The sequence below is a fragment of the Alcaligenes parafaecalis genome, assembly GCF_026344135.1.
Lineage (GTDB): Bacteria > Pseudomonadota > Gammaproteobacteria > Burkholderiales > Burkholderiaceae_B > Alcaligenes > Alcaligenes parafaecalis.
Window position 1 is genome coordinate 713821 of the sequence record NZ_JAPKNA010000001.1, and the last position, 12375, is coordinate 726195.

11 protein-coding genes are annotated in these 12375 nt (G+C 56.2%); 2 read left to right on the forward strand and 9 right to left on the reverse strand.

The window, feature by feature from the left end; all coding sequences use genetic code 11:
- Nucleotides 1-73: 73 nt before the first annotated feature.
- The 3 genes from OSH09_RS03340 to imuA are packed head-to-tail and all read right to left on the reverse strand — an operon-like array spanning nt 74 to nt 5239.
- A complete protein-coding gene (locus OSH09_RS03340) occupies nt 74-3268 on the reverse strand; it encodes an error-prone DNA polymerase (protein ID WP_266120151.1) in 3195 nt (1064 codons plus the stop codon).
- Nucleotides 3265-4548 (reverse strand): Y-family DNA polymerase, encoded by a 1284-nt coding sequence (locus OSH09_RS03345; protein ID WP_266120152.1) that lies wholly within the window; start codon nt 4546-4548, stop codon nt 3265-3267. Before OSH09_RS03345 ends, OSH09_RS03340 begins: the two co-directional genes overlap by 4 nt.
- The gene (imuA, locus tag OSH09_RS03350) at nt 4505-5239 is read right to left on the reverse strand and encodes a translesion DNA synthesis-associated protein ImuA (protein WP_266120153.1); all 735 of its coding nucleotides are present in this window, start codon (nt 5237-5239) and stop codon (nt 4505-4507) included. The genes OSH09_RS03345 and imuA overlap by 44 nt, the downstream gene beginning before the upstream one ends.
- A 113-nt stretch (nt 5240-5352) precedes the next feature.
- On the opposite strand from imuA, the gene OSH09_RS03355 reads away from it, so the two are divergent.
- Complete coding sequence (locus OSH09_RS03355) at nt 5353-5967, forward strand: tRNA-uridine aminocarboxypropyltransferase (RefSeq protein ID WP_266120154.1); 615 nt, start codon at nt 5353-5355, stop codon at nt 5965-5967.
- Here OSH09_RS03355 and OSH09_RS03360 read toward each other — a convergent pair.
- From OSH09_RS03360 to pbpG, 6 genes are all read right to left on the reverse strand, one after another.
- Nucleotides 5954-6373 carry a carboxypeptidase-like regulatory domain-containing protein gene (locus tag OSH09_RS03360; protein WP_207874709.1) on the reverse strand — a complete coding sequence of 140 codons (420 nt, stop codon included), beginning with the start codon at nt 6371-6373 and terminating at the stop codon, nt 5954-5956. The two genes, OSH09_RS03355 and OSH09_RS03360, sit on opposite strands and share 14 nt — an antisense overlap.
- Entirely contained in the window at nt 6370-7263 is an 894-nt protein-coding gene (locus OSH09_RS03365; RefSeq protein ID WP_266120155.1) for an NRDE family protein, read from the reverse strand. Before OSH09_RS03365 ends, OSH09_RS03360 begins: the two co-directional genes overlap by 4 nt.
- 189 nt (nt 7264-7452) lie before the next feature.
- A complete protein-coding gene (locus OSH09_RS03370; protein WP_266120156.1) occupies nt 7453-8400 on the reverse strand; it encodes a M14 family metallopeptidase in 948 nt (315 codons plus the stop codon).
- 45 nt (nt 8401-8445) lie between these two features.
- Nucleotides 8446-9435 carry a Bug family tripartite tricarboxylate transporter substrate binding protein gene (locus OSH09_RS03375; protein WP_266120157.1) on the reverse strand — a complete coding sequence of 330 codons (990 nt, stop codon included), beginning with the start codon at nt 9433-9435 and terminating at the stop codon, nt 8446-8448.
- A 157-nt stretch (nt 9436-9592) separates the two neighbouring features.
- A complete protein-coding gene (locus OSH09_RS03380; RefSeq protein ID WP_266120158.1) occupies nt 9593-10507 on the reverse strand; it encodes a LysR family transcriptional regulator in 915 nt (304 codons plus the stop codon).
- Between the two features lie 146 nt (nt 10508-10653).
- Entirely contained in the window at nt 10654-11568 is a 915-nt protein-coding gene (gene pbpG, locus OSH09_RS03385; protein WP_323178704.1) for a D-alanyl-D-alanine endopeptidase, read from the reverse strand.
- 361 nt (nt 11569-11929) lie between these two features.
- Between pbpG and OSH09_RS03390 the strand changes: the two genes are divergently transcribed.
- Nucleotides 11930-12286 carry a flagellar protein FlhE gene (locus tag OSH09_RS03390; RefSeq protein ID WP_243430268.1) on the forward strand — a complete coding sequence of 119 codons (357 nt, stop codon included), beginning with the start codon at nt 11930-11932 and terminating at the stop codon, nt 12284-12286.
- Nucleotides 12287-12375: the final 89 nt, after the last annotated feature.

Consider the following 12375-nt stretch of genomic DNA (forward strand, 5'->3'; position numbering starts at 1 on the left):
AGTTTAACGCAGCGCGGGGGTCGGGAAAAATCCGAGATGAGAATTTTGTGACGGGCAGTAGAAGGGGAGCCTGCTATTGAAAATCCCGGCTGCGGGCGACCAAGTCCCCAATCAGATGATTCATCGTCACCAGACGGCGGGCAATCAGATGGCAGACGGCCCCGTCGCGTTGCCAGATGCCATACACGCCCAGCAAACGGGATTGCAGCAAGGCCTGGGATTGTTCCTGTGCCAGCTCTTCTCGCACAATGACATTCACACTGCCAGTTTCATCTTCCAAGGTCACAAAGACGGTTCCTTTAGCTGTGCCGGGGCGTTGGCGGGTGGTGACCAAGCCACAAGCCCGCGCCAGACGCCGATCAGGACAATGCTGGTTCAAGTGTTCGGCTGTTAAAAAGCGCATCGGCTCCAGTTGCGTACGTAGTAATGCCAAGGGGTGGTGGTTCAGGCTAAGTCCTACCGCCTGATAATCGCTAAGTACTTCTACGCCCAGGCTGGCACGCGCCAAGGTCGGTGTAGTGTCTGGCGTTTCAGCATGACTGAGCAAACCCGGCTGACTGGGACGTCTTGCATCCCAGACGCTCTGGCGGCGTTGGCGATAGGCGCTACGCAAGGCATGGGCTTGTGCCAATGCTTGCTGGTCGTGGGCTGACAGGGCTAGTTCCTGGCGCAAGCAGGCCAGATCCAATGTTTGCTCCGGGTGGGTTTGCCGGTAGCTAACGATGGCTTGTGCGCCATGCTCGCTTAAACCCTTGACCATATGCAGGCCCAGGCGCACCTGACGAGGGCTGCCGGGTTCTGAACACACATGGCTGTCGAACCTGCTGTATTGCACATCCACCGGCAGCACGTGTACGCCGTGACGGCGTGCATCCTGGACCAACTGACTGGGGCCGTAAAAGCCCATAGGCTGGGAGTTGAGCAGGGCAGCCAGAAAATGATCGGGATAACGTGCTTTCAGGTAGGCACTGAACCAGGCCAGTTTGGCAAAGCTGGCCGAATGACTTTCGGGGAAGCCGTATTCTCCAAAGCCGCTGATCTGATCAAACAAACGCTGGGCGAACTCCGGTGCATAGCCTTTGGCGGCCATGCCATCCAGCAGCTCTTGCTCGAAAGGCCCTAAACCACCCCGACGACGCCAGGCAGCCATGGCCCGACGCAAGGCATCGGCTTTGTCCGCCGAGAAACCGGCGGCCTCCATGGCCAATTCCATGGCTTGTTCCTGAAAGATAGGCACGCCCAAAGTACGTTCCAGCACATGACGGATTTCGGGGGCGGGGTAGTCGACTTTGCTGTGATCGCGGCGACGTTCCAGATAGGGATGCACCATGCCACCTTGAATGGGTCCGGGGCGCACAATTGCCACTTGTACGACCAAGTCATAAAAGCACTCGGGACGCAGACGCGGCAGCATGCTCATCTGGGCGCGAGACTCGATCTGGAACACGCCTATGGTGTCGGCCCGCCGTATCATCCGAAAGGTTTTAGAGCTCTGTAAGGGAATGTCCTGCAAGTGGAACGGTTCGCCCTTTTGCTGGCTGATGCTGTCCAGACAACGGCGCAAGGCACTGAGCATGCCCAAAGCCAGAATATCGACTTTCAACAGACCCAACACATCCAGATCGTCCTTGTCCCATTGCACGACACTGCGCCCGGGCATGGCGGCATGTTGAATAGGCACCAATCGGTTCAGGGGCGTTTGTGAAATCACAAAACCGCCCGGGTGTTGGGACAGGTGGCGCGGGAAGCCCATCAATTGACGAGTCAGAGATAGCCATTGATGGGCCTGCTCCGGCGGGCATTCTGGAAAGCGTGACAGGACTTCATCCTGGATATGGCTGTCTTTAAGCCAGGCCCGATCGCATTGAATCAAGGCCTCGATCAGGGCCTGAGGAATACCTAGCGCTTTACCCGTATCGCGCAAGGCACTGCGTCGCCGATAGGTGGTGATGACGGCCGTCAAGGCTGCCCGTTGACGACCATATTTGCGATAAATGTATTGGATGACTTCTTCGCGGCGCTGGTGCTCGAAGTCCACATCAATATCCGGTGGCTCGGCTCGTGCACGACTGATAAAACGGGCAAACAGCGTATGGCTGCTGGCCGGGTCGACCTCGGTAATGCCCAGGCAATAACACACCGCAGAGTTGGCTGCCGAGCCCCGGCCCTGACACAGAATTCCCTGGCTGCGTGCATAGCTGACGATATCGTGCAAGGTCAGGAAATAAGACTCATAGCCCAAATCTTCAATCAGGCTTAACTCCTCTTGTAGCCGCTTGTGCAAACTGGCGCTGACGCCTTTGGGGTAACGAACTTGCGCCCCGCGCGCGGTTTCCTGACGCAGGTAATCGATGCCACTCATCCCCGGCGGAACAATCTCGATCGGGTATTCGTATTTGATTTCACTTAAGGAAAACTGGCACAGGTTCTGAATGAGGTCGGTCGTCTCACGCAGATCGGCCGGGTATAAATTGGCTAGCTGAAAACGGCTGCGTAGATGATGCTCGGCATTGCTGGCCAGAGACCAGCCGCATTCCTGTACTGGTGTTTTTAACCGTATCGCCGCCAGCGTGTCGTGCAAAGGCTGGCGGGAGCGTATATGCATATGGACACCCCCCAAGGCCGCACAACGTAAACCACAGGCTTGCGAAGCCAGACGAACGGCACGTAAATGGTGCATGTCCTGATCGCGCCGGTGCAGGCTGACACCTAAAAACAGACGATCGGGAAATAGTTCCAACAGGCGCTGGGCCTGATGTTGAATGTGTGTGCTGCTCAAGCCATAAGCGGGTTTGTAAATGACCAGACAGTCTGGCAAAACCTGATTGAGTTCGCTTGGACTGGCCTGCTGCAAAAAAGACCAGTCAATGCAGGCCTCCTGTTTCAAATCCAGCGACTGATGCAAATGAGAGATGAATTGGCACAGATTGCCGTAGCCCTCTTTATTGCGGGGCAGTATCAGGAGTTCGTGGGCCAGTGTGTCGTCGCAGGTATCTGTATCGATGTTCTTGGTGTGTGTTGCCGTGGTTTCCCAAGTCCCCGTAAACCGAAAGCGACTGCCCACCAGAAACCGAATCTCCGGGTGCAGCTTGGCCTGGGCATAGGCGCGGACAACCCCGGCCATGGAGGCGTAATCACATAAAGCCAATGCCTTATAGCCCAGCTCTACCGCACGGCTGATCAGCTCTTCAGGGTGGGAAGCACCATTCAAAAAACTGTAGTTGGACAGGCAGTCCAGCTCGGAATACAGCAGATCGATGGGGTTCATCCAAAGACTCCGTGCAGATACCACGCGTGTTCCTGGCTTAAATCCCGATATACCCAATACAGCCGTCCTTGCGGACATTGGGCAATAAAGTAGTCCCGTTGTTGATGCCCGGAGCCACTCCACCACGCCGTCTGTACTCGTTCCGGGCCTTGCATCAAGCGCAGGCGCTGATTGTCCAGGCAAGGAGATTGATGGTCGTGTTGCAAAGGCTGAGCCGGGTCCAGCATCCAGCAGGGACGTTGCAAGGTGGGGGCAAGTGCGCAGTCAGGCGGGTCGGCTTGCAAGGCTAACCATCGGTTTGCTTGCTCGGGCAGATAGCTGGCTTGAGCGGCAGGGGTCAGAATCTGCTCGGCTCCCAGCCTGGCCTGCAAGCGTTCCAGAAGTTGCTGGTCTTGCTCTTGCCAGTGGCGGGCGTCTGGAAACAGGCTGCTGGCATGGGTTTGGCGCGGGTGCAGTTGTTGTGCTGTCAACACCAGGCTTTGCACTGCTGCCTGCAAGTGCAGTTGCTGAAATTGTTCCTGCCACACAGGTAGAAAATCCTGGCTGCGCCAGCAAGATCGAGCCATTTGTAGTTCTAACGACGTGGCGGTGGGGGAGTCTTTATATCGTTCGGTGTGCAGTACCAGTTCTAGCCGTCCGCAGGCGAGCTGGTATTGATTTAGCCAGCCCTCCAGCTTGTTCAGCATCCGGTTCACACTGCGTAATACGGCCGTTTTGTTATTGGATGGGGTATCCAGTTCAAGGCGATGTGTAAAGTGTGGAGCCGCGTGTACCCAATTCAGGGTCCAGCTTTGTGTGCCGTAGGCTTGATCCAGTTGCAATAACAGCGGGCGCAGACCGCGTTGAGACAGACCGTCACGAGGCAATTGATGCAATTGGCCCAAGGTATGACAGCCCAGATTGTCTAGCCACTGCAATTGGTCGGCAGGTGGAGCCAGCAAATGGATAGGTAAAGGATTCAGGCAGGTGTGCAAGCGCCGCCAGCAACGCCGTTGCGGACGCGTGGATAAGGCCAGCAGACAGGCGGCTCGGGCGGTGGGAGCCAGGGCCAGACGCGGCGTCAGGATAAAGGCTTGCAGATCAGCCTGGATGCTTCTGTACAGGCTGCGTACCCCCCCAAACAGCCGGATGCTGGCATTGATGTTCAATACCCATAAATCGGCTTGAATCCGTGCCAGTTGAGGGCTGTAGCGCAGTAACACCGCCTGAATCCCATCCTGCTGTTCGGAGCTACCCTCAGGCGTAAGCAGGTTCTGGGGTAGGCGCAGGCACAGGTACATGGGACGGGATAGCCGCAGGCGGCATCAAAGTGTGGTGAAGCGCCAAAGCAATGCTATCCATGCACGGCGGCCCACGCCGTTTGCGGATATGAACATCCAGCCAGGGCTGCCCTTGGCTGTCTTGTCGTGTTTGTAATTCCAGACGTAAAGAGGCCGGACTATTGGATTGGCTGTGGTTAGGGCGCAAGCAAAAAAACAGGCTGTCACTGTGACTGGCCAAAAGCTGTAATTGGCGCAAGGAAGCCAAAGGGACATGGGCAGGTAACCAGGTCAGTACGGCTGCACAGTGCCCATGACGCAAGGCCTGGGCACTGGCCCACAAGGTGTCGTTCAGGTGTTGGCTACGTATCCAAAGCAGGCGGGCGGGCGCGTTGCCTTCCTGGGATGGAGGGTGCTGGCTTGCTGGAGTACCGCGCCAAAGCTGCTGCACAGGCTGATAAGGCGGTGCCACCAGAATGCGCAAACGCTCCGCCTGCAAGGTGTTCAAGACGGGCAGCAACAAAGACAAGGCGCTGCTATTTAAGGGGGCCTGAAGCTCGATAAGACTGCCTACAGGCCACCCCCCACCGGGTAACTGGGCATCCAGCGCATCAAAGCCGCTGGGCAAGCAGGAGCCTGCGGTATGGGCATAATGTTTGCCTGTCCAAAGCGAAGGATGGAGGTCTAAAAGGGAACGAAGTGGGTTGGCCATGTGCTTGCTCCTGTTGCTGTATAAATATACAGTAAATTTGTTTGGGAGCAAACTGGGCATCTGTTTCAAAGAGGATCTTTTATATACTGTGGCCTTCTGTTTGGCGCCTCTGCATGAATTCTTCTACTCCTTCCCGCCCTGGTCGTTGCGAACAGTGTCAGCGCCCGCTAGCGCGTTGTCTGTGTCCTTTGATTCCTTCAATTGAAGCAGCTTGTCCCGTATTGATTCTGCAGCATCATTCCGAAGCCCGGCATGCGCTGAATACGGCGCGTCTGGCGTATCTGGGCTTGCAGGGAACGGAACTCTGGGTGGGGGAGTGTTTTGAGGATCTGGACGCGCGTCTGGCCCAAGCCCGTCAGCCGGTGCTCTTGTTTCCGGGGCCAGAGGCCCAGGTGGCGGGGGCGAAGCCCCAGGGAGAAAAGCCGGATTTGATTGTGGTGCCCGATGGTACCTGGCGCAAGGCTCGCCTTATTTTGCATAGCAATCCGGTCTTGCAGACTGTGCCGCGCTGGGTGCTGCCTAAAGGGGAGGCCTCGCGTTATCGGCTGCGTAAAGCACCGGACCCGCAGGCGGTGTCGACCTTGGAGGCCATTGTCCGTGTCATGCAGATCATGGAGCCAGGGCGAGATTTCAGCCCCTTGTTACGGCCTTTCGAGCATTTGATTGAAGAGCAGATCCAGGCCATGGGCCTGGATACCTATCAACGTAACTATCCTACTTCCAGGTAAAGTTCAGCTCGCGCGACTGGCCTTCGACGATAGAGGCCTGGCGCTCCTGGGTTTGGCCCTGGTAGGTGGCAAACACCTTGTAATTGCCGGGGGACAAGCGGACCAGGCAGTATGGGCCGTCGATCAGGCTGTTCAGGACGGTTTGGTCGGTGCTGCTGCGGATCACTAGCTGCACATCCGAGATATAGCCCACACGTTCGCCTTGATTGGCGGAGAAGTTCACCGATAGGGGAAAGGTGTTGCGCACCATGCGAAACAGTTGGGCTTCATCGCTGCCTATGCCGCCGCTGATGTACTCGGTCGAGCCGTAGTATTGGCTGGGTGGCAGTTCCTGGGCATGCACAATGGGGCTGCTCAATAAGGCCAGCGACATGGCAATGCCGATCAATGAAAGACGAGGACTCATGAGATTTCCTTGCTGGAGGTAGGGTGGCTAAGCGGGCCATCAATGGCCCTGTTGCTGTTATGGACGTTTTTGGGGACCGCGCAGGGATGAAAATTTGGCCAGGACACCGGCCAATCATGCTGACGGCTTACCTGGGCATCGGCATTGAAACTGCGCTCGCGCAGCAGACCTTGCCCCTGCTGATTAATCGCAATCACGGTGGTGCAGCGGGTGCCGTAATCGGGGCTGACAATAAACGGGCTGCTTAACAGGCGTTCGTGCTCCAGGCTTAAACCAGTCTTGGGCAGATCTGTATCGGGGGCGACTTCCTGATTGCGCAAACCCTGAAACAAACTTTCAAAAGCGGGTTCTGAGCCATCAAAATGCTGTGCCTGCAGGGTTTCTTTCAGGAACAGGCTTTTGGGCCAGGGTGTGTTGAGCCAGGCATTGCTCAAGACATGCACGCCCGGCTCAAGAATGTGTGGGCTGCCGTCGGGATGACGGTTGCTGTAATAGCCCAGACGCAAGGGCTGGTCGCCCGTGGGCCACTGCAGCACAAACAGATTAAAGCCTGCGTAGTCGGCCCCTTGCAGGGCTAGCTGTTCAAGATAATCTTTGGGAGAGCGCTCATCGCGCAAAAACTGCGGGATCAACTCTCCGCGAGAGCGCTGCTGACCGGTTTTGCTGCCGGGGATTTCCCGATAATTGGTGAGCAGGGCCAAACGTCCGCGGTTTTGCGTCAAGCCTAGCCAAGTTCCTCCGGCCAGCAGATCTCGACCCGCCAGAATGTCAGGCTCGTCTTGCCAGGGCTTGGCAGCCTGGCTGGGGCGAGCATGATATTCGTCGCGATTGGCGGCAATAATCAGCGGCCAATCTGCATTAACTCCGACGGCGATATAAGCGATGCACATGTGCCGATTGTAGGATGGCTATGTAGGCTTTGGTAGCCAAAGAGCCGCCAAGTTCCGTTTTTTTTCTCGCTATTGAGAATACTAATAGTGACTTGGTATAGTCGCATCACGGTGAAAGCACGCCTGATCCATGACTGTATCGAAGACCTTGAGGCCAGGATAGAACCTACCTGAATGGCGAGTAAGCGCTTAAGTGGATGAATAGTCCTGAGCCAGACGCACCACGGTGACACCAGGGCGAAGTTGACGCAGAGAGGGCATCACCAAGGTGCAGTTATCGTAGGGGGTTAGCAATGGCTGGCCATCGGCATGGCCTATTGTGCTGCCAGCTTTGGGCAAGGTCTCCAGCCCCTGCCAGCTCTCGGTGAAGCTGACCTGCATGGAGGGGGCGACCAGGGCATGGGTGACTTGCAGAATACGTTGCTGATCGGGGTCGGCCCGACGCCAGGCTGGGGGCAAGTCTGTGGCATCGACAATCTCTGAGGCCAGCAGGAAACGGGCTATCAAATCCAGGGCGATGTCGGGTGTATCGGGGTCGCCATGAAAGCCGCACTCCAGAAGCAGGGAACAAGCCTCATGGGCCTTCGGGTCCGCAAAGCGGCCGTAATCGCGCATGCGTACGCCATCTTTATGGCCGGTATCCACAATCACATGCTCGGGGGCTCCCAGAGTTCGGGCCAGTTCGATATTGCGTGGCAAAGGACCGGTCAGCAACAAGGGGGCGCTGGGTTCATGCATGGAGTGCAGGTCCAGGAGCCAGTCGGCCTGCTCCAGCCACGGCAAAATAGCCTGGGCGCGGACTTGTTCCCGTGTTTGCTGTAGGGACAGTTTCTGATCACTCCAGACACGGTTCATGTCCTCGTCCACATAGCGGCTGGCATCGTGCTGCGCAGGATCAAAACGGTCAAAAGCGTCCAGATTGCAAAAGGCCAGAATCAACTTGCCTCGACGTGGCTGTAATTGACTGGCTAGCAGGGTTTTCAAGGCCCAGGCGCCGCACAGCTCATTGCCGTGTATCAAGGCGCTGATCATGACATTGCGGCCAGGTTTGCCAGAGTCCAGACACCAAACGCCAGGAACGCCGGTATTGCCCTGACGCTCTTGGGAAATGTCAGGGAAAGAAAGGGAGAATTGCATGGTGATGACTCCATCGCCCCAGCCACAGGCCGGGGCGCATGTACTTTATTCGGCTTGCAGTTTGGCCAGTTCGACCAGACGGGCGTATTTCTCGACCTCTTTAGCCTGAAACTCCGCTGCGTTCATGCCGGGGGCGTACAGCGTTGCGCCATTGGATTGCATTTTCTCTTGCAAGGTGGGGGACTCCAGACTGCTGTCCAATGCTTGACGCAAGGTCGTGGCGACGGATTCTGGCAGCCCTTTGGGAGCATACAAACCAAACCAGACGTTGATATCGACTTTTTCAAAGCCGGGAGTGTCTGCTAGCGGTGGAATTTCCGGGGCAGCGGGGGAGGCATGGGTTTCGGTAATGCCCAAAGGCACAATCGCACCGGCTCGGGCTTGTGACAGGCCCGAGGACAGGACCAGGTAGGCGGTGTCCAACTGTCCGCTCATCAAGTCCGATACCAGTGGTGGTACACCCCGGTAGGGCACGTGCATGGCGGTAGTGCCGGTAGAGGCATTCACCATTTCACCGGCCAAGTGCAGGGTGGTGCCTACGCCGGAGGAACCAAAACTAAAGGCCTCAGGTTTGGCGGCCCGCAGTTTCTCGGCATAGTCTGCGGCGGAGCGAATACCGGATTCTTTGGAGGCTGCCAGCAGCAAGGGCTGGGAGGCAATCATGCCAATGGGTGTGAAGTCCTTTTGCCCGTCGTACCGCACGGCCTTATTGATCATGCCCGCGATGATCATCTCGTTGGTGGAACCCAGCAATAAGGTGTAGCCGTCTGCTGCCGCACGCTGTACGCGTTGGGCGCCGATGGTGCCGCCAGCACCGCCTGCATTTTCAACCACAACGCTTTGCCCTAAACGGCTGCTGAGTTGTTCAGCCAGCAGACGGGCGGTTAAATCAACGCTGCCGCCAGCGGGGTAACCCACGACCAGGGTCAGGTTGCGTGAAGGATAGGTGTCTGCATGGCTGATCGTGGCCTGCAGCAGGCTACAGGTGCCTAGAACCGCCAGAACCAGTCCGCGCTTGGGTATGGAAAAAGACATGATGTGCTCCCCGTTCGATGGATAGGTCTTCAGCAAGCGGCCAGTGCGGGCGCTTCGGACCTGTTTATCCTTAGTTATGAAAGGGTATTGTGTCTGCTGTGGTGAATCGTGATGTGCCGTTACAGCACATCTTCGTGCTGTTTGTGGTTTTGATTGTTTAGCGACTGTGCTGAGTGAAGGCCCAGACGGATTCAGCCAGATCGGAGAGCTGGGCGCGGGAGCGATACAGGCGCACCTCAAAGGCAATCTCATCGCCTTTACCGCCCAATTGCACTAACGTGCCGCGACGGCATTCATTGGCAATCATGGATAGTGGCAACCAGGCCACGCCCATCCCTTTCAGCACCGAACCCATTGCGGTATCCAGAGAATCACAGCGCACCGTACTGACCAAGGGATAAGGGAAGTGATGCAGCTTGTCGCCCAGGATGCGAGCCATGGCCAGGCCACCTGAATAAGAAATCAAGGGAACGCTGCGACCGCCATCGGCATTCAATTCATACAAGGGAGTGCCGTTCTTGCGCCGCTGACAGGTGGGCACCAGCTTGTCGGTGGCGATCGTCATATAGGTCACTTGCTCGGCCAATAATTCGATGGACAAAGCCGGGTGTTCATAGCAGCACAGAAAGTCTGTTTTACCTTGAGCCAGCAGCTTGGCCATATCAGCCATCATGCCAGTGCTGATATCGATGGGGACATGCGCAGACAAAGGTGCCTGGCTGCCTTTTTGAAGACGGCTGACCCAGTCTGTGACCAAGGTGCGAGCCAGGCTGCGGCCTGTAGCGATACGCAAAGAGCCTTGCCCGGCCTGATCCGAGGCTTGTAGTTGCCGCCGCACGCGATTCAGTTGCTCCAGCACCTGGTTTGCTGTGTTGTAGAACACCTGACCTTCCGGTGTCAGGCTGATGGGCAAGCTGCTGCGCTCCACCAATGGCGTTCCGACCCAGGCTTCCAGAGCGCGTATGCGACGTCCAAAGGCCGGGTGCGTGACATGACGCTGTTCTGCCGCCCGTACAAAGCTGCCAGCGCGTGCCAGCGTAACGAAGTCTTCAAGCAGTTTGAGCTGGGACATGGGCGGGCCTTTTTATCGTGCTGGACTCAGGATCAAGGCCAGCCAGTAATTGTTATAAGACGGCTGTAAAAACGCCCCAAAACCGGGCCAGATGACCGGGTGTTGGGGCGCTTAAGACCAGGACTGCTCAGGCGCAAGCAAAGTGCTTAGAGCATGGCCAGACCGTTGGATTTTTCAACCAGATCGCGAATACGAACGGCATCGCCAATACGCGAATAACGACCGGAGGAATTCAGCAGCACAATCGCCACTTCCCGGTCTTCGATCTTGGTCAGCATCACCAGACATTCACCGGCTTCATTGATGAAACCGGTTTTGGATACCTGAATATCCCAGTTCGCGTTCTTCACCAAACGGTTGGTGTTGTTAAAGACCAATTGGCGACCGCGCACCGGTTGTACGGAGTATTGATCGTTGGTGGTGTATTGCTGAATGCGGGCGTGTTGGCTGGTGGCTGTCAGCAGTTTGACCAGATCGCGCGGGCTGGCCACGTTATCGCTGGACAAACCGGTGGGCTCCACGAAACGGGTATTGCGCATACCCAAAGCACGCGCCTTGTCGTTCATGGCACGTACAAAAGCGGGCAGGCCACCGGGATAGTTGCGACCCAGTGCATGGGCGGCACGGTTTTCCGAGGACATCAGGGCCAGATGCATCATGTCGGCTCGGCTCAGTTTGGAGCCGACGCTAAGACGCGAGCTGGAATGTTTGACGCGGTCCACATCTTCGTCGATGATCTCCAGCACTTCGTCCATAGGCAAGCCGGACTCAGCCACGACCAGGGCCGTCATCAGCTTGGAAATAGAGGCAATGGGGCGTACGGCGTCACTGTTCTTCTGGTACAGCACGGTGGACGATTCCAGATCTTGCACAAAGGCAATTTCCGAACGTAGCGCGGCGTGCTGGATCAGGGCGTCGTGTTTCAGGGCGTTCAGGGCGCGACGGCTATCGTTCTCGCTGTAGCTGATGGGCTGCAGGTTTTTCTCGAAAACCAGATGCGGAACGTTATAGCTGATGGCGGCTGTTGCTTCGTCCAGCGTGGACGGTTCAGCTAAAGCCAAGGTTTGCGCCAGGGACGAAATCGAAAAAGGCGCTAAAAATAAAACACATAGCGCACGGTGCATGAATTTATTTGTTCTGGTCTGAGGCATTTTTCAGTTCCCGGAGGGCGAGAAACAGAAGGGCGAATAGAATTTATGCGCTTATGCTACCAGAAAAAATCCTCTTTATATTAGTATCTTACGGCTCAAAGTTAAAAAAAATTTAAGATATCTGCGCGGTATCATTAAGAAACTTATTTTTATCTGTATAAAAACACAGTTTATGTATTTATTGAAATTCCGAAATAATAAAAAACCTGTTTTTATAAACAGTTTTTTAAATTCCTTATTCATTTTTATGTCTGTGGGAAGTGTGCCTGCAATGGGACACAGTGCGTCCTTGGCATGGGATGGGGAGCAGCTTAGCGATGCCATCACCACTGGTTCTCCACGCACTCAGCAAAGCTTTATGCCACCAGAGGCGATACGGGCGCAGGCCAGCACTATTGGCAAGGTCGAAATCAGCTACGACCATAACGGGCGGGCCGTTCTGAAAAGCCGCCTTTGCTTGCAGGGTGGCTCCTGCGTAGACATGAATGGTTCAGTGCTCAGTACCCGCGCTTTTGTAGGACAGGATGCGCGTCATGGCTTTGTGCTGGAGCATGAAGTTTGGAGCTGGGCCGGGAGCACCGAGGCAGTGCGTGTGCGAGCCTCCATACGGGTGAATTACCAGCGCTAGTCGAATACGATTTTCCAATAAGCGATTTAATTTCGCTTGTCGTTGATCCACCTCAAGTTCTAGGCCTAAAGAAACCCGTCTAACTGCCG

What these genes read in the sequence shown, in the direction of transcription:
- OSH09_RS03340 (WP_266120151.1), bottom strand. Translation starts at nt 3,268, where the DNA reads ATGAACCCCATCGATCTGCTGTATTCCGAGCTGGACTGCCTGTCCAAC.
- OSH09_RS03345 (WP_266120152.1), bottom strand. Translation starts at nt 4,548, where the DNA reads ATGTACCTGTGCCTGCGCCTACCCCAGAACCTGCTTACGCCTGAGGGT.
- imuA (WP_266120153.1), bottom strand. Translation starts at nt 5,239, where the DNA reads ATGGCCAACCCACTTCGTTCCCTTTTAGACCTCCATCCTTCGCTTTGG.
- OSH09_RS03355 (WP_266120154.1), top strand. Translation starts at nt 5,353, where the DNA reads ATGAATTCTTCTACTCCTTCCCGCCCTGGTCGTTGCGAACAGTGTCAG.
- OSH09_RS03360 (WP_207874709.1), bottom strand. Translation starts at nt 6,373, where the DNA reads ATGAGTCCTCGTCTTTCATTGATCGGCATTGCCATGTCGCTGGCCTTA.
- OSH09_RS03365 (WP_266120155.1), bottom strand. Translation starts at nt 7,263, where the DNA reads ATGTGCATCGCTTATATCGCCGTCGGAGTTAATGCAGATTGGCCGCTG.
- OSH09_RS03370 (WP_266120156.1), bottom strand. Translation starts at nt 8,400, where the DNA reads ATGCAATTCTCCCTTTCTTTCCCTGACATTTCCCAAGAGCGTCAGGGC.
- OSH09_RS03375 (WP_266120157.1), bottom strand. Translation starts at nt 9,435, where the DNA reads ATGTCTTTTTCCATACCCAAGCGCGGACTGGTTCTGGCGGTTCTAGGC.
- OSH09_RS03380 (WP_266120158.1), bottom strand. Translation starts at nt 10,507, where the DNA reads ATGTCCCAGCTCAAACTGCTTGAAGACTTCGTTACGCTGGCACGCGCT.
- OSH09_RS03390 (WP_243430268.1), top strand. Translation starts at nt 11,930, where the DNA reads ATGGGACACAGTGCGTCCTTGGCATGGGATGGGGAGCAGCTTAGCGAT.